Source organism: Chitinophaga hostae (assembly GCF_018224885.1).
In the GTDB taxonomy this organism is placed as follows: Bacteria; Bacteroidota; Bacteroidia; order Chitinophagales; family Chitinophagaceae; genus Chitinophaga; species Chitinophaga hostae.
The window spans coordinates 602,515-619,953 of record NZ_JAGTXB010000002.1; the positions used below are offsets into that span (position 1 = coordinate 602,515).

The 17,439-nt window shown below is 48.0% G+C and carries 10 protein-coding genes; 7 read left to right on the top strand and 3 right to left on the bottom strand.

What is annotated here, in order from left to right; all coding sequences use genetic code 11:
* Positions 1 to 36 precede the first annotated feature (36 nt).
* Both KE626_RS06750 and KE626_RS06755 read left to right on the top strand, forming a co-directional pair.
* Positions 37 to 1,182 carry a TlpA disulfide reductase family protein gene (locus KE626_RS06750; protein ID WP_211972091.1) on the top strand — a complete coding sequence of 382 codons (1,146 nt, stop codon included), beginning with the start codon at positions 37 to 39 and terminating at the stop codon, positions 1,180 to 1,182.
* A gap of 188 nt (positions 1,183 to 1,370) precedes the next feature.
* The gene (locus tag KE626_RS06755) at positions 1,371 to 4,388 is read left to right on the top strand and encodes a PVC-type heme-binding CxxCH protein (RefSeq protein ID WP_211972092.1); all 3,018 of its coding nucleotides are present in this window, start codon (positions 1,371 to 1,373) and stop codon (positions 4,386 to 4,388) included.
* Between the two features lie 3 nt (positions 4,389 to 4,391).
* Here KE626_RS06755 and KE626_RS06760 read toward each other — a convergent pair whose 3' ends face one another.
* From KE626_RS06760 to KE626_RS06770, 3 genes are all read right to left on the bottom strand, one after another.
* A complete protein-coding gene (locus KE626_RS06760) occupies positions 4,392 to 5,654 on the bottom strand; it encodes an acetyl-CoA C-acetyltransferase (RefSeq protein WP_211972093.1) in 1,263 nt (420 codons plus the stop codon).
* A gap of 241 nt (positions 5,655 to 5,895) precedes the next feature.
* Entirely contained in the window at positions 5,896 to 6,870 is a 975-nt protein-coding gene (locus tag KE626_RS06765) for a 2-hydroxyacid dehydrogenase (protein WP_211972094.1), read from the bottom strand.
* 27 nt (positions 6,871 to 6,897) lie between these two features.
* Positions 6,898 to 9,447: a cation-translocating P-type ATPase gene (locus tag KE626_RS06770; RefSeq protein ID WP_211972095.1), complete on the bottom strand. Its 2,550-nt coding sequence runs from the start codon at positions 9,445 to 9,447 to the stop codon at positions 6,898 to 6,900.
* Positions 9,448 to 9,715: 268 nt separating this feature from the next.
* On the opposite strand from KE626_RS06770, the gene KE626_RS06775 reads away from it, so the two are divergent.
* The 5 genes from KE626_RS06775 (at position 9,716) to KE626_RS06795 (ending at position 17,438) form a co-directional block, all read left to right on the top strand.
* Positions 9,716 to 11,791, top strand: coding sequence for an alpha-N-acetylglucosaminidase (locus tag KE626_RS06775; RefSeq protein ID WP_211972096.1), 2,076 nt, complete (start codon positions 9,716 to 9,718; stop codon positions 11,789 to 11,791).
* A 325-nt stretch (positions 11,792 to 12,116) separates the two neighbouring features.
* The gene (locus KE626_RS06780; RefSeq protein ID WP_211972097.1) at positions 12,117 to 14,510 is read left to right on the top strand and encodes an ABC transporter permease; all 2,394 of its coding nucleotides are present in this window, start codon (positions 12,117 to 12,119) and stop codon (positions 14,508 to 14,510) included.
* A gap of 131 nt (positions 14,511 to 14,641) precedes the next feature.
* Positions 14,642 to 16,141 (top strand): ArnT family glycosyltransferase, encoded by a 1,500-nt coding sequence (locus KE626_RS06785; protein ID WP_211972098.1) that lies wholly within the window; start codon positions 14,642 to 14,644, stop codon positions 16,139 to 16,141.
* Between the two features lie 218 nt (positions 16,142 to 16,359).
* Complete coding sequence (locus KE626_RS06790) at positions 16,360 to 17,049, top strand: hypothetical protein (protein WP_211972099.1); 690 nt, start codon at positions 16,360 to 16,362, stop codon at positions 17,047 to 17,049.
* A gap of 8 nt (positions 17,050 to 17,057) precedes the next feature.
* On the top strand, positions 17,058 to 17,438 hold the full coding sequence (locus tag KE626_RS06795) for a hypothetical protein (RefSeq protein WP_211972100.1): 381 nt from the start codon (positions 17,058 to 17,060) through the stop codon (positions 17,436 to 17,438).
* The last annotated feature ends 1 nt before the right edge of the window (position 17,439 follow it).

The following is a 17,439-nucleotide window of genomic DNA, read 5'->3' on the forward strand; positions in this document are numbered from 1 at the left end:
TTTACTTTCGGGTTAACCAACCAATCATTAAAACGAATGAAAAAAATTATCCTTGGCTGCCTCGCAACGGCGGCTGTTTCGGGTGCGTTTGCACAAAAGAAAGCCAGCATCACAGGGAAAGTTCCCCATGCCTTCAACAATGAATATATCTATCTCTTTAAAGCTGCCGGCAACGGCTACAACAAACTGGATTCCGCGCTGGTGGAAAAAGGGGCGTTTAAGCTCAGCTATGCGGTGGAAGATACCGCAGAAGCGATGCTGACGATCCGTTTGAAAGGAGAGAAGCCGCTTAGTGGCAACCGGGCGGTATACATTACGCCGGCAGACAACCTGAAGTTTACCCTGAAAAAAACAGGCAGTGATCTGAACCTGATGGAAGGCGCTGAAATAAAAGGATCAGCGTTTACCAAACAACAGGATGAACTGGATGCCACGCTGGCTACCAACAAAAAAAGCATAGATTCCCTGCGCCGCATCGGACAGAAAATGATGATGACGGAGCCCAGGGATACTACTGGTTATTACCAGATGAGCCTGGCTTTCGACGGGTTGCTCGAAACGCAGGATGCCCTCCAGGAAAAATTCATGCTGGCACATCCCGATTACTATGTAAGTCTTGTTGCCCTGCGTAAAAAAATGGGCGGCCGTGTGATGGACATAGAAGGCACGCAAAAAGTGTTGGATAAATTTTCACCCGCATTGCGGCAGTCAACCCTTGGTCTGAAAGCAGCCGAGTTGCTGAAAGCATCTGCTTTGCTGGCGGTGAACCAGGTGGCGCCTGATTTTACTGCGCCTACACCTGACGGTAAAAATATGAAGCTTTCCGATCTGCGTGGAAAATATGTACTGCTCGATTTCTGGGCCAGCTGGTGTGGCCCCTGCCGTGCAGAAAATCCGAACGTGGTAAAAGCATACAATCGTTTCAAGGATAAGAACTTTGATATCTTAGGCGTATCGCTCGACAGAACCGGCGATCAGGCGAAATGGACCGCCGCTATTGAAAAGGATGGTCTTACCTGGCACCACGTAAGCGACCTGAAATGGTGGAAGAGTGATATCGCTAAACTATACATGATCAATTCCATCCCGCAGAACTTCCTGCTGGATCCGCAAGGACGCATCGTTGCCATGAACCTGCGTGGTGCGGCACTGGAAGAGGCGCTTGAAAAAATATTGCACTAGCAGCAACCGTATTGTATCGTTCATTTCCGGTATCGTATCTGTGCTATGCCGGCACGAATTTTTAATTCGGTGAAATGAATGACAAATGATCACCCGTTCCGGTTTCCCGGGACGGGTTTTTTTATAAAAAATGTAATTTATTTTATTACTTTTAATTCGTGTTGAGTTGACATTTAACGAATCCACGTATGAAATACATCCACCGGTTATTACTGATAGTACCTGTGATTATAGGCGCTTGTAATGCTAACAAACCTTCTGTGGCTACCGTAACACTAACGGAAGCGCAACAACGTTTACCTGAAAATGCCGTTGCCGGGTTAAAAACCCGGGATGACCTGGAAACAACTTTGTTTGCCAGCGAGCCGTCGATCATGAATCCTACCAACATGGATATCGATGAAAGGGGAAGGATATGGATTACAGAAGCTTATAACTATCGTAATGAGTTGAACCCGGGTCATCCTTACAAACAGGCGGGCGACCGTATTATGATATTGGAAGATATTAACGGCGATGGTAAAGCAGATACGGCTAAAGTGTTTTACCAGGATACCTGTATTAATGCTGCGCTGGGTATTTGTGTGCTGGGCAACAAAGTGATTGTTTCCTGCAGTCCCAACGTTTTTATTTTTACGGATACAGACGGTGACGACAAAGCCGACAAAAAGGAGTTGCTGTTCCGTGGCATTGGTGGTATACAGCATGATCATGCCATCCATGCGTTTACGTTTGGACCGGATGGAAAACTGTATTTCAATTTTGGTAATGCGGGAGATAGCATTCTTGATAAGAACGGGGTAGTAATAAAGGACGCGGAAGGCCGGCTGATAGCCAATAAGGGTAAGCCATACCGGCAGGGAATGATTTTTCGTTGTAATCCGGATGGCAGCGGGTTGGAAGTAATGGCGCATAATTTTCGTAACAACTATGAAGTAGCAGTAGACGCTTTTGGTAACATGTGGCAGAGTGATAATGATGATGACGGCAACCGGGGTGTTCGCATCAATTATATTTTAGAGCACGGCAACTATGGATATACGGATGAGATGACCGGCGCAGGCTGGTCATCCCGCCGTATGAATATGGAAGACTCTATCCCTTACCGGCACTGGCATCTGAATGATCCCGGCGTGGTTCCCAACCTGTTACAAACGGGTTCCGGCTCGCCTACCGGTATGGTGGTATATGAGGGCGATTTGCTGCCGGCTGTGTTCCGTAACCAGATGATCCATGGAGAACCTGGTCATAATGTGGTGAGGTCTTATCCTGTAAAGAAAAATGGGGCCGGCTATACGGCGGTCATTGAAAATATATTGGAAAGCGGTACGGATCAGTGGTTCCGTCCTTCGGATGTAAGTGTGGCGCCGGATGGGTCGCTGTTTGTAGCGGACTGGTACGATCCCGGTGTAGGCGGGCACCAGGTAGCCGATCTGGACCGTGGCCGTGTATTTCGTATAGCCCCGGCCGGTAGTACGTATAAAATAAAGCCGCCGGTACTCAATGACGCTGCCGGCGCAGTCGCCGCCTTGAAAAATCCTAATCTCAGTACCCGTTATCTTGCCTGGACAAAATTGTACAGCATGGGAGCACGGGCGGAAAAGGAACTGCTGGCCATGTACAATGATACGAATCCCCGTTATCGGGCCCGCGCGCTATGGCTGCTGAGCAAGTTGCCTAACGGCGCCGGCTATATTCAAACGGCGCTGAGAGACAAAGATGAAGATATTCGTATTACAGCTATCCGTGCCGCCAAAGAGAGCGGTGTTTCTTATGGAAATTTGCTGGTAACTGATACTTCAGCGGCTGTGCGGCGACAGGCATTGCTCTCCATGTATCACAGCCGCGAAGCAGATATGCCGGCCAATTGGGCACTGCTGGCAGCGCAGTATGACGGCAAAGACCGCTGGTACCTTGAGGCGCTGGGTATTGCCGCCGACGGAAACTGGGACGCCTGTTTTAACGCCTGGCGAAAGCTGCCTCCCAATAAACAACTGCCCGAAGCCGATCATGACATTGTATGGAGAGCCAGAACAGCAGCGGCGCTGCCCATGCTGGCATCCCTGATCGAACAGCACAACAGCGATCCGATGCTCCATAAACGCTATTTCAGGGCATTCGATTTTTATCCTGCGGCAGAAAGTACGCCGGTGTTACTGGGGCTGCTGAAAGGTGATCATCCTCAACAGGCCACGATTAACGCCCTCGCCTTTTTACAACTGGATGCATCAGCGGTTCCTAAAACATCTGCCATGACAGCATTGCTAAACAGCAGTCTGAAAGCATTTAGCGGTCATATGGAGTTTGTAGAACTGGTACTCAAATACCATCTCCGGGATCAGAACGAAACTTTGTTGCAGATGGCGAAGGACACGCGTAACGGTGAGTTGCAGGGATACGCCATGAAAACATTGCTGCAATGCGGAGGACAACCACTCGTGCTAAAATCGATGGGCCGGAAAGATTCCGCTGTTACTTTTACACTGGTAGAAGCCATCGGTAAAGCACAGGACCGGACTAACCGGGAACTGTTGTCGGTGATTATGCGTAATAACGTATACCCGCTGGCGTTAAGGCAACAGGCCGCCCGTAATTTGGGTCATGGATGGGAAGGGTATGCTGACCTGTGGAACATGGTAGAACGTAAATCTATGCCGGCCGACCTGGACACTGTAGCAAGAGCGGTACTGACCCATGCCTGGCGACAGGATATCAAAGCAAAAGCCGTCGCTCATTATGAACCGGCAGCAGCGCATCACGACCTGAAGCCCGTTGATCAGTTAGTAACCCTGAAGGGTGACATCTCCGGAGGAAAAAAAGTATTTGTCAGCTACTGTGCTACCTGTCACCTGGCAGGTAATACCGGTGTAAACTTCGGTCCTGCATTGTCGGAAATAGGCAGCAAGCTGACGAAAAGCGCGCTCTACGACGCCATCATACAACCGGATGCCGGTATCAGTTTTGGTTTTGAAGGATATTTCTTTACTATGAAAGATGGTTCCCAGGTATTGGGATATGCCGCCGGAGAAACGGATGAAGAGGTAGATGTGAGAACGGCAGGAGGACAGGGTGTAAAATTGAAGAAGAAGGAGATTGCTTCCCGGAAAGCGTATGAGCATTCGCTGATGCCAACGGGGCTGGCCACGGCCATGCCGCAGCAGGAACTGGTAAACCTGGTGGAATACCTGGCTTCATTGAAAAAATAACCATCAGCGTTCCAGTATGGCGGTTACACCCATACCGCCGGCTGTGCAAATAGACACCAGCGCCCTTCCGCTGCCGCGTTCCTGCAATATCTTTGCTGTTTGTGCCAGGATGCGGGTACCGGTAGCGGCAAAAGGATGGCCGATCGCCACGCTGCCACCTTTTGTATTCAACTTGCTGCGGTCTATACTGCCCAGTGGCGTATCCCAGCCCAGCTTTTTACAGTAGGCTGCATCTTCCCAGGCTTTGAGGGTACAGAGCACCTGCCCGCAAAAAGCTTCATGAATTTCATAGACATCAAAATCCTGGAGTTTCAGGTGATTGCGTTTGAGCATGCGGGCAACGGCATAGGTAGGCGCCATGAGCAGGCCCTCGCCGTTTACATAATCCACTGCTGCGGTTTCTGCATCTACCAGGTGCGCCTGTACGGGCCAGTTTTGTTGTTGCGCATATTCTTCAGACGCCATCAGCAAGGCAGAAGCCCCGTCGGTATATAAAGTGCTATTACCGGCGGTAAGCGTACCATGGCCGCTGAAATCAAAGGCTGGTTTCAGCGCGGCCAGTTTTGCCGGTGTGGTATCGCCACGTATGATCGTATCTTTTTTTACACCTTTGAATTCAATGACAAGGTCATTGAAAAAACCATCAGCATAGGCTTTGGCCGCATTCATATGGCTCTGGTAGGCTAATGCATCCTGCTCTTCCCGGGTAATACCCCATTCTTTGACCATTTTTTCGGTATGTTGTCCCATCGATAAACCGGTTCTGGGTTCCACGATAGATGGATAAACGGGTTTCAGGTCTTTGAGCCGGATAGCAGCCAGGATTTTCAGTCGCTGGCCCAATGTTTTGGCGCTGCGGAGGTCTGTCAGCTTCCAGGCCAGCTGTTGCCGCAGTAACAACGGGATGTCGCTGTTAGTATCGCTGCCGCCGGCGATAGCGGTTTCAATTTGTCCGCATGCGATACGTAATCCCAGTTGTATCGTCGCATCGAGGCTGGTACCACAAGCCCTTGTTAAATTATAAGCCGGTGTATGCGGATCCAGTGCTGTGCCCAGCACACATTCCCTGGCAAAGTTCCATTCTGTAGAGCGATTCAGCAATGCTCCCAGGGCCACTTCACCGAGTCGTTTTCCCGACAGCTGATAACGGGCTACCAGTGCATTTAAACAAGTGGTCAACATTTCCTGGTTGCTGATATGATTGTAGTCTTTGAAGGATTTTACGAAGGGGATGCGCAGTCCGCCTATAATAGCGACCTTTTTCATAGCGTAGTACTTTTATTAAAGTTAGCAAATGCAGCGGATTTTTTTTTGCCCAGGATTAAACTGATTTTGATGATTTATAGGATTTTTTATTGGGATTATAATTTGATTTTAAAAGATTCAGGAAGATATAAGCGATTCTTTACTTATATCTTCCTGAATCTTTTAAAATCAAAAAAGAAAAAATCCTATAAATCATCAAAATCAGTTTAATCCTGGGCAAAAAAAAACGGACAAAAAAACACTAAAGACTATACAAGTGGTTCACCGGATTCGGTACCGGTTTCCCGTTCAAAGCAGCAATGACATTTGCTGCTGCGATACGCGACATGGCGTTGCGGGTTTCTATGGTAGCAGAGCCAATATGCGGTAATACCGCTACGGTAGGCATCTCCAGTAAAGGGTTGTCCGCATTCATGGGTTCCGGATTGGTTACATCCAGTCCTGCGCCCCATATCTGCCCGGTTTGGAGGGCAGCGATAAGATCTTTTTCATTGTGGACACCGCCGCGGGCTGCATTGATAAAGATAGCGGAAGGCTTCATTTTGCTGAAGGCCGCTGCATTGAATTTTTCTTTTGTGTCTGGTGTAAGGGAGGTGTGTACGCTGATCACATCACTTTGCTGCAACAGTTCATCGAAAGATACGAAGGTGGCATCCAGGTCTTTTTCTGCGGCTTCGTTGCGATGGCGGTTGTTATAAATTATTTTCATGCCGAAAGCTGCGCGGCAGCGTTTAGCCATTACCGTTCCTATGTTTCCGAGCCCCCAAATACCGAGTGTTTTTCCTTCTATGTCCACACCAAGATTTGCGGTGGGTGTAGAAAATCCCCATTCCCCTTTTAATATTCTTTTATGATGGAAGAAAGCTTTCCGGGCTACCGCCTGCATCAGTAAAAATGCGCTATCGGCGGTAGCATTGCTTAGCACACCGGGCGTGTTGGTGATTTGTAAGCCCAGTTCCGTAGCAGCTTTAAGATCTACATTATCATAACCAACAGACAGCAGGCTGATCACCTTCAAATGCCGGCACTGTTCCATGAAGGCGCGATCTATTTTTTGGCCGCCGGCAAAAAGCATGGCATCGCTTTCCTTACATTTTGCAATTCTTTCTTTTGCGGGAATTTCTGTTAAATCTGACCATTGTGTAACGGTGATGCCTGCACGTTGAAGAAGTGCTAACCCTTCTTCCGGAATTACCCGTGTTGTGAATACCTTCATATAAAAAATATTTTTTGAAACTCATCATTATATACTTTCGGCGCCCGCTGCTGCAAGGGCATTGCTGCGTTCTTTTTTTCGGAAGTGCATATTTCTTTTCCATAATTTCCATACTTCAAACCATAGTACAGAAACACCTCCAATGCCGGTGCAAACCAGTAGTTGTGCTAACCGGAGAGCAGTGATCCGGAAGAAATCCGCAACCGGAGGAATATACAACATGGCTGCCAGCAGGAGCAGTGTAACAATGATGACGCCTGCCATTAGCCTGTTACGGTTGCGCATGCTGTGTATAAAAGAATAATAGAACGAACGGTTTACCAAGGTAAGGAAAATATTGGCGAGTACCAGTGTGGTAAACACCATGCTGCGGGTGTATATTTCATTATATCCCTGTGAAATACTCCACTGGTAGGCTGTTAGCACGCCTGCGGTAATAATCAGTCCCTGCAGGATGCTGATGTTCATTTCACGAAAGGAGAGAAAAGTTTGCGTGATGGGACGCGGAGGCTGTAGCATGGTATTTTCTTCCATGGGTTCATTTTCATATACAATGGAGCAGGTGGGGCCCATAATTATTTCCAGGAAAATAACATGCACCGGTGTAAAAATATTCGGATAGATCCAGCCCAAAAACAAGGGCAGTGAAACGGTAAGAATAATAGGAATATGAATGGAGATAATATATTGGACCGCTTTTTTGATATTGGTATAAATTTTTCTGCCAATAGCAATGGCGTCTACCATTCCGCTCAGGTCATCATTAACAAGGATAAGGGCAGCTGCCTGTTTGGCGATTTCTGTTCCCTTTTTTCCCATGGCAATACCAATATGTGCGGCTTTCAGTGCGGGACCGTCATTTACGCCATCGCCTGTCATGGCCACTATTTCATTATCAGCTTTGAGTGCATCTATGGCCGCCAGTTTGGCTTCGGGAAACATACGGGTAAATATATTGGTGGATTGCAGCGTTTGCCGCATCTGTGCTTTGTCCATCTGCATGAGCTGATCGCCATTTACGGCATAGTCGGCATGTTGCAGGCCCGCCTGCCTGGCGATGGCACAGGTGGTAACCGCGTTATCGCCCGTGATGATCTTTACTTTGATACCCGCCTGGTAAAATTTGCTGAACACCTCACCGATGTTAGCTTTTGGCGGATCATAAAATGCCAGTAACCCTACGAAGGTAAAGGGGAAGTCCTGTTGTACCGCAGGATATGCGGTACCTGTGAATTCAGCGCTGGCAACTCCCAGCACCCGGTATCCTTTTTCCGCCAGGGTACTCACCTGAACGGCTACTTGTTTTTTTTCTGCTTCCGGGAGATGAACAACCTGGAGAATAGCTTCCGGTGCTCCTTTTGCGGCCACGATGCGCTGACCCGCCGCGTTTTCGTATATATGCGTCATCATCGGCGGCTTACCTGCCAGCGGATATTCATGCACAATAGTGTAATCAGGACGCTTATCGGATGCCGTCATTTTTTCGTATAGCCCATGCAGTGTTTTCTCCATAGGGTCAAAAGGTACCGGCTCACTGGCCCACATGGCCATGGTGATCACATCTTCCGGTAAATGCGCTGCCTCATATAATGTATGATCGGCGCCACGGTATACGGCCGGCAGGCTCATTTTATTTTCCGTAATAGTACCTGTTTTGTCTGAGCAGATAATAGTAGCGCTGCCCAATGCTTCCACGGTGCGGATTTTTTTTACGATGATACCCATCTGCATCAGCCGCCGGGAACCCAGCGCCATAAAGGTGGCAAAGGCAACAGGTATTTCTTCCGGTAAAACAGACATGGCCAGTGTAAGTCCTTTCAGCAAACTGTCTGTCAGGCTGCCGCTGCGTATATAGTTAAACAGCCATACTGCCAGGAAAACGATTGCGCCGGCAACAGCCATCCATTTTACAAATTGTTTTATCTGCAACTGCAGCAGGGTAGGCTCTTCTTTGATGTTAAGAATGGCGGTACCCAGTTGCCCTATCTTTGTTTGGGCGCCTACCTGTTGTACTTCGCAGATGGCCAGCCCGGATACGACTACGCTGCCGCTGTATACTTTGTTATCTGCTGCATCGGCCTGTTTGAAAACGGCATAGGCTTCGCCGGTTAGTGCAGATTCGTTTACGGAAAAATCATTGCTGTGTATAATAATACCATCGGCGTTGATGGTGTTGCCTTCGGAAACAAGCATACTATCGCCGGTTACTATTTCGCTGGTAGGAATACTTTTCAGCACTCCGTTACGGATCACTTTACTCAGTGGCTCATTTATTTTTTCAAGGGCTTCCAGCGCCTTGCGGCTGCGACTGTCCTGGTACACGGAAATGCCGGATACGAGTGCAATTGCCACCAGCATAAAATAGGCTTCACCCAGCTGTCCCATAACAAAGTAGATCGCAGTAACGGCTATTAGCAATACCAACATGGGCTCATTCAGTATTTCCTGCAGCAGTTGCATCAGCGGGTTATTGTCGGGGGCGGGCGAGGTGTTACTGCCGTATTTTTCCCGGGAGGCAGCTACTGCGGCATCATCCAAACCTTTAATGTGTTCCGGTAGATTCATCTGTCCAGCCATATCGGTTGTTTTGGTGAATAGTGCAGGGCTAAATTTACGAAGAATGTGATAGCTTTTAGCTTTTAGCTGTTAGCTTTTAGTGAATGTAGCGAAGACTAAAGCGGAGATTAAGAGAACACTATCTTTGCTTCTCAAAGCGTTCAGCCTTTAAGAGCATGTCAAAGATGGTGTTCTCTTAATCTTCGCTGCATTTACTAACAGCTAAAAGCTAACAGCTAAAAGCTGTAATCGCTATCTTTATGTTCTCATTATCCTAACAGTGAAACAAATGAAAAGAAAAAAATTGCTGGCAGGGCTGCTCCTATGCCTGTCTACCGCTGTATTTGCGCAAGATTTTCCCGCAGTACAGCAGCTCGCGCAACGCCGGGTGCCCTGGCTGGCAAAATCGCTGGTGCTGAAAAATATACCGGCGGAAAATAGTAAAGACGTATTTGAAATTTCCACACCGGGTAAGCAGGTACAGATCGCCGCTTCCAGCCCAAGTGCAGCGGCAGCCGGGCTCAACTGGTACCTGAAGTACTATTGTAACCGGTCCATGTCGCATATGGGAGATAACCTGTCGCCGGTAACGCCCTTACCGGTAGTGAAACAGCCGGTGCATATCAATACCACCTATGATTATCGTTATGCGCTGAACTATTGCACTATCAGTTATACCATGAGCTTTTATAGCTGGAAGGATTGGGAGCATGAGCTGGACTGGATGGCGCTTAACGGCGTGAATGTGATGCTGGCCACTATAGGTACGGAAGCAGTGTGGCAGCATACGCTGGAGCGCCTGGGCTACAGCTCAGAGGAGGCGCGCCGTTTTGTGGCCGGACCCGGTTTTACGGCCTGGTGGCTCATGGGCAACCTGGAGGGCTGGGGCGGACCTGTAACCCAGCAAATGATAGATCAGCAAATGGCACTGGAAAAAAAGATACTGTCGCGTATGGATGGTTTGGGTATTGCACCTGTATTACAGGGCTTTTACGGAATGGTTCCTGTGAACCTGAAAGAGAAAATGCCGGTGAAAGTGATAGAGCAAGGTAAGTGGGCCGGTGGCTTCCAGCGGCCGGATTTCCTTATTCCCGGTGATAGTAACTTCACGAAGATGGCCGGTATCTACTATGAAGAACTGAAAAAATTATATGGCAGCAATATCCGCTTCTTTGCCGGCGATCCTTTTCATGAAGGGGGTATCAGCAAAGGTGTGGACGTGAGCGCTGCTGCTGGTGTTATTCAGCAAACTATGCAGCAGCATTTTCCGGGCAGCACCTGGGTGCTGCAGGGCTGGCAGGCCAATCCTTCCGGCGCGTTGCTGGCGGGGCTTGATAAGTCTAAAGTGCTGGTGCAGGAACTTTTTGGAGAAAATACCGCCAACTGGGAAACACGCAAAGGATATGAAGGCGCCCCATTTATCTGGTGCAGCGTCACCAATTTCGGCGAGAAGCTCGGGTTATATGGAAAGTTGCAGCGTTTTGCAGATGAAACCTGGCGTGCCGCGCATAGCCCCTACGCACCGCTGTTTAAAGGTGTAGGCATTATGCCTGAAGGCATCCACAACAACCCGGTGATTTATGACCTGATACTGGAGCTGGCCTGGCACCCGGCAAAAGTGGAAGTAAAACACTGGATAAAATCATATGTACGTTACCGTTATGGTACTGATAATCCGCAGCTGCAGGAAGCCTGGCAGGGATTGCTGGCTACCGCTTACAGCAGTTTTCCACAGTACCAGGAAGGCCCCAACGAATCTGTTTTCTGTGCACGCCCAACCCTGAAAGATGTGCCGGTATCGTCCTGGGGTACGCGCAAACGTAACTACGACACGAAAGCTTTTGCGGCAGCCGTAGCTACCTTTATGCAGGCGGCTCCAAAAATGAAAGGCAACGGCAACTATGAAATTGATGCGATCGATTTTCAACGGCAGGTAAATGCTAATCGCGGAGAAGAGATCTATGCCGCCATGGTAACCGCTTATGAGAAAAGAGATCTCGCCGCCTTCAAACAAACTTCCGGCAGCTTTTTGTCGCTCATGCAACAGCAGGACCTGTTACTGAGTGGTAACAGCCATTTCCGCCTGGATACCTGGGTGAATGCTGCGCAACAAATGGGACAAACACCGGCAGAGAAAGCATTGCTGGTTAAAAACGCGAAAGTACAGCTCACCTATTGGGGGCCGGATAACAACCCCGCAACAGACCTCCACGAGTACGCCAACAAGGAGTGGGGCGGTTTAATACGGAGCTATTATATTCCCCGCTGGAAAATGTTTATCGCCACGCTCACCGCTGATTTGCAAGGCAAAGAAGCAAAGACGCCGGATATGTTCCAGTGGGAGAAGAGATGGACGGAGCAATAAATGTGTGGTTTGTCTTGCCCAGGATTAAACTGATTTTGATGATTTTCAGGATTTTTTTCTTGTGACTTGTAAGATTTAAAAAAGATTAAAGGAGATATAGGCGACCCGCTTTTATCTCCCCCAAATCTTTTAAAATCAAAAAACAAAAAAATCCTGAAAATCATCAAAATCAGTTTAATCCTGGGCAAGACATCCTGTTCAGAAATGAACGCCTGTTACTGAAAATGAACAAAACAACTGCTTGATTGAACATCTAAAACATTGATTATCAAAAGTGCCGGATTCCGGCACTTTTTTTATTGATACTCCTGCAAATCCTTATGCAATGTTCAGGAACTATTGTAAAATCGCGTTTAGAAACCTGGTGAAAAATAAGTTCACTTCGTTTGTTAACATAGGCGGCCTGGCCGTGAGCCTGGCCAGTTTCCTGATTATTTTACTTTACCTGAATTTCGAGCTGAGTTATGATCGCTGGGATCCTTCCCTGCAGCAGGTGTACCGGGTATCGCGGATATCTGCCAGGAATTATAATGATAACCCTACACCGGCGCCGCTGGCTCCGTTGTTGCAGCAATATATGCCTGAAGTTACAGCTTATACCCGTATCCAGCCTTCCGGTAGTTATGAGGCGCTGTTGGGTTATGGTGAAAAGAAGGTATACCAGAGAGATATCGTGATGGCCGACAGCGGATTTCTGCAGGTATTCCCTTACCGGCTGTTGGCCGGCCATGCGGCTACTGCTTTCCGTGAAAAGGGATCTGCGCTGATCACTCCGGAGTTGGCGAATAAATTATTTGGTAAGGAAGATCCCATTGGAAAGGTGATCCTGTTACGCAACCAGGTTCCTTTTACCATTACCGGGATAATAGCTACGGATGGGCCTTCGCATCTTCACGCGTCCCTGGTGTTGCGTATGTCCGGGATGCCGGATAATAATGCCTGGTCCAATATTTCGTTTATTTCGTATATCCGTGTCAGAAAGGCCATGCCTTTGGCGGAACTGGAAGATAAAGCAAACCGTATTTTTTACGATTATCATGAAAAGAAAGATGGCAAAAGCTACGAAGCTTTTGTCGCCGCAGGGAACACGCCATCGCTGCTGATGGATGCGGTGAAGGATATCCACAATTTCCCGCGGTTTGGAAACAGCCCTTTCAAAACAACGATGATCCTTTTCTTGCTGGCAGGCTTACTGCTGTTGAGCGGCGCATTGAACTCCAGCAACCTGTCGCTCGTAAGAACCCTGCAGCGTTCACGGGAAGTGGGTGTACGAAAAGTACTGGGTTCCAGCACTAAACAGGTGCTGGGACAGTTCCTGCTGGAAGTATCCCTGCAATGCGGAATTAGCCTGTTGCTGGCATTTCTCCTCTGCGTAGTCACGTTACCGTTATTTAATCAAACTTTTGGACTCTCGTTATCTTTCTCCCGGCAGATGCAATCCTATACTATGTTATGGCAATGCGCAGCTGCTTTGATAGCGATTGTCATCATTTCAGGGGTATATCCTGCATTGGTATTTGCACGGATGGGCGCCGTCAGGGTATTGAAAGGGAACTTTAGTATGGGTACTACGGGTAAGCATTTCAGCCGTTCGCTGATTGTAGTGCAATTTGCTGTATCCGTATTTTTTATCATCAGCGTGCTGGTGATGGCGCACCAGATGAATTTTATGAAGCACCGGGATATTGGTTTTAATCCTGCCCAGGTAGTGCAGATTGAAGCAATGCAGCCTACCCGAGAAGAGAATTTTGATCAAACAAGGGCCAGGCTGCTGCGGATTCCGGGTGTGCAATATGTGGCCAAAACCACGGCAGTTCCGGGCAGCGAGCGATTGGATACTTCGTCGATGGAGTTCCACTATGCCGGTAATAAAACAGCGCTGACCTCTGTACGCGTGAGTAATGATTTCTTCCTGACGTTGGGCATACGGGTGCTGCTGGGCAGAATGTTCAGCGAAGCGCATCCGGAAGACCAGGACAATACGGCTATTATCAACGAGTCGGCTGCCAGAAGGCTCGGTGTACAGGCATCGGCGGTGGGATCGCAGATCAGCTATGCCGCCTGCGACAGCATCCCCTATGAAATAGTGGGCATAGTAAAGGATTTCCAGGTGCAGGGTTTCGATAGCCATGTACGGCCTACGTTATACAGTATTTCCAATAAACATTGCACATACCAGTCGGGTGGCGCTTTGCTGGTGAAAGTAGGTACTGCCAACCTGGATAAAACCCTGGTAGATATTAACCGGTTATGGGAAACGGTGGAACCGGGACTTCCCCTGCATTACTCTTTTCTCGACGATAATTTTCAGCGTTTGTTCAGCAACTACCAAAGGGTTCAATATATCATCCGGGTGTTTACCCTGATCTCCATTTTTATTGCGGTAATGGGTTTATTGGCGTTGACGGCCTATGTTACGGAACAGCGTACCCGGGAAATAGGGATCCGTAAGGTATTGGGAGCAAGTGTGGGCGGTATTGTAGCACTGCTGTCAAAAGATTTCCTCATACTGGTGATTTTCTCGGTGCTGCTGGCGGCGCCGGTGGCGTGGTACCTGCTGGAACGCTGGCTGCAGGATTTTGCTTACCGGGTGGAGGTTAGCTGGTATCTTTTTGTGGTAGCCGGCGTAGGTGCTTTGCTGATCGCCCTGGTTACCGTGGGATTACGGGCATGGCGGGCGGCAAGTGTGAATCCAGTTCACAGTTTACGGGCCGATTGATAGTTGAACAGTAAGCGCAGGGCTGTGTTAATTATAGTTAAAGCGGACGTGACGCATTACCATGCGGCACAATGATTGCGGGACCTATATTATCACATCATCTGTCACTATTATAACTGTCAGCATTTCATATGCGGGAACCGGCCGGGATTAATCGTTTTTTTGACTATATCATCGCAAATAAGTGGATGACGGCAGCCATCCTTATCGTCGTTATACTAAGACTTTCCTTTATCGGTGTAATGGGCGCGATGCCACAGGATGCTTATTACTATTTCTACGGACAACATTTTGCGCTTTCCTATTTTGATCATCCGCCGGCTATTGCCTGGATTCTGCGGGCATTTACCGATTTGTTTGGCCGTCATGTATTTGTAATTAAGCTGGCCGATACGCTGGTAACGGCGGGAGCGCTGCTGGCTTTTTTCCGGCTCGCGCGTTGCTTTCTACCCCTGCGCAGGGCCTGGAACGGATTGCTGTTGCTGCTGGCTACTTTAATGGTGACGATCCTCTCGCTGGTATCCACTCCGGATGTACCGCTGCTGTTGTTCTGGAGTATTTCGCTGATAGCGGTATACCATGCGGTATTTGAAAACCGGAAACTATACTGGATATGGGCAGGCTTAGCTATGGGACTGGCTTTCGACAGCAAGTACACGGCAATATTTTTACCGGCAGGCGCGGTATTATTCCTGTTACTCTCGGAGGAGCATCGTCGTTATTTATGGTCGCCCTGGTTTTTTGCCAGCATTGTAGTGTTCGCGCTGACTATTTCGCCGGTGGTGATCTGGAATGTAGATAACCAGTTTGCCTCGTTCCGGTTTCAATCGTCCGAACGGGTAGGCGGTGTGGAATTCCATCCGCTGGACTTCTTCGGAGTGATTGGGCACCAGGCAGCTATATTGTTGCCGGTGTTGTTGGGGGCATTGTTTTACTACAGTTATAAATTTATCCGCAAGTATAAATGGCATACCAGCAGGGTGCCTGCCCGGCAGCTGTTCCTGTTATGTTTTTTTCTGCCCATTTTCGGGATTTTCCTGCTGATATCGCCGGTGTACTGGGTAAAGATCAACTGGATGATGCCGGCCTATATTACCGGTATTATCTGGATCAGTACTTGGATAACGGTGAAATATATACGCTGGCAGTGGATCTGTTCTTTGGTGATACACCTGGCACTGGCTGCGGAGATCATTTTTTACCCGGTTCCTATTCACTCTGATGATACCATGATTGGCTGGAGTGGTTTGGGCGCGGGTGTTAAGAAACTGGCCGCACAATATCCTGACGATTTTATTTTTTCTGCAGATGATTATAAAACCAGTGCGATGCTGAATTTATACCTGGGTCGCATGGTATATTCCAGGAATGTGATTGGTGAAAATGCACTTCAATTTGATTTTATAGGAACAGACATCCATACCCTCGAAGGCAGAAACGCCATTTTTATTAATTCCCTTACCGATGTAAAGGACGATGTGGATGAACAGGCTTTTGTGGAAGAACTCGCTCCCTTTTTCAGTTCCGTTACGCCGTTGCCTCCCATTGTAGTGAAGCAGCAGGGCCGTGTGGTACGGAAGTTCCTCGTATTTCGCTGCATCGGCTACCGGCCGCCGCAGCCGAAAAGATGATGATGGTCATCTCAAAAAATGACAACAGTCAGTGGGCGGGTTAATACCCGTCATTGTTCAGCCATGCAAACATAGGTAGTTTTACATCAGCAATCGGACATCCACCTGGAGTCCCTGAGCGTAAACAATTAATGAATGAACGGAGATGTGCTGTTGAGAAGTATCACCGTTTCACTGGCGGTGATACTCTTTATCTGCAGATCTAAAAAATGCAAATCATGTTTAGCGGATTAACTCCCAGTTCCCGGCAACGCAAATTTTGCGAAGGGTTTTTATTTTTTCCTATCAAACATTTACGTAAACACGGGAATTTTATTTTCAGACAATACGATCGTCGCTCGGGAGTGAAAGCATTGCTGGATATGAAATTGAATATATTGGACTACAATACCGGTCATGCTGAAAATATTGACCGTTATATTTCGCAGCGCGCCATGCCACAGGCGGGGCGGGTACTGGCCAATATGGAAGATTTTTATACCAGGATACAGGCGGAAGCCACTCATGTATCGGGGTCTTTACAGGACTTCAACGAGTTATTTATTCACTACTACCGCGAGGTAACAGTATATCACAGCGTGGTGTTACGCAACCTGAAAGAGGAATTAAAGCCATTGCTGAAACCAAAGAAGGGAGAAGCGTCGTTATCAGAACAGGGATATGATCATATTGCCAAGGTATATAAACTTGTAAAGGAGTTTGTATTACAGAGTAAAACTATTGTGCACTTGCTGGATGAAGTGTTGGTAAAAGAATATAATTTTCCGGAGATATCACATCAGCGTCAATTGATGGAGTTACAGTCGGATATTAAAGAAATGTATTTTGTTCAGAAGAACCTTTGCCAGCTGCTGAAAAGATGGGAAACCGACAAGAACCAGCATGGTCTTCAAACCTATTACAACTAGTGTAAGAGATGTCGTATGAACTGCAACGTGATCCGGACCGTATTGCTTACCTGGAAGCCTGCAAAACGTGGATCCGGATCCTGAAAACCTTAAGAGAAGATAATGCATCGCTGATAAACCGTCTTGCGGCAGCGTTGAAGGAAAGTGCGCGCCGCTCTTTTATAGAAGAGGCGGAGGAGTTTCAGCTAAGGATGCTGGACCGGGAAGAGTCGATGGTACTGCTGCGCCATGAAATAGGAGAGCAGCTTGAGTGGCTGGAGAAACAGCCGTCTGGCATGTCGTGTCCTCATCCATATATAGTATTGCAAAATGATGTACAGGGAATGATACAGGAGCATGAAAAGGTAAAGTTGGCTTTCCTGGTATTTGTTGCTGAAGAAAAAGTATAAT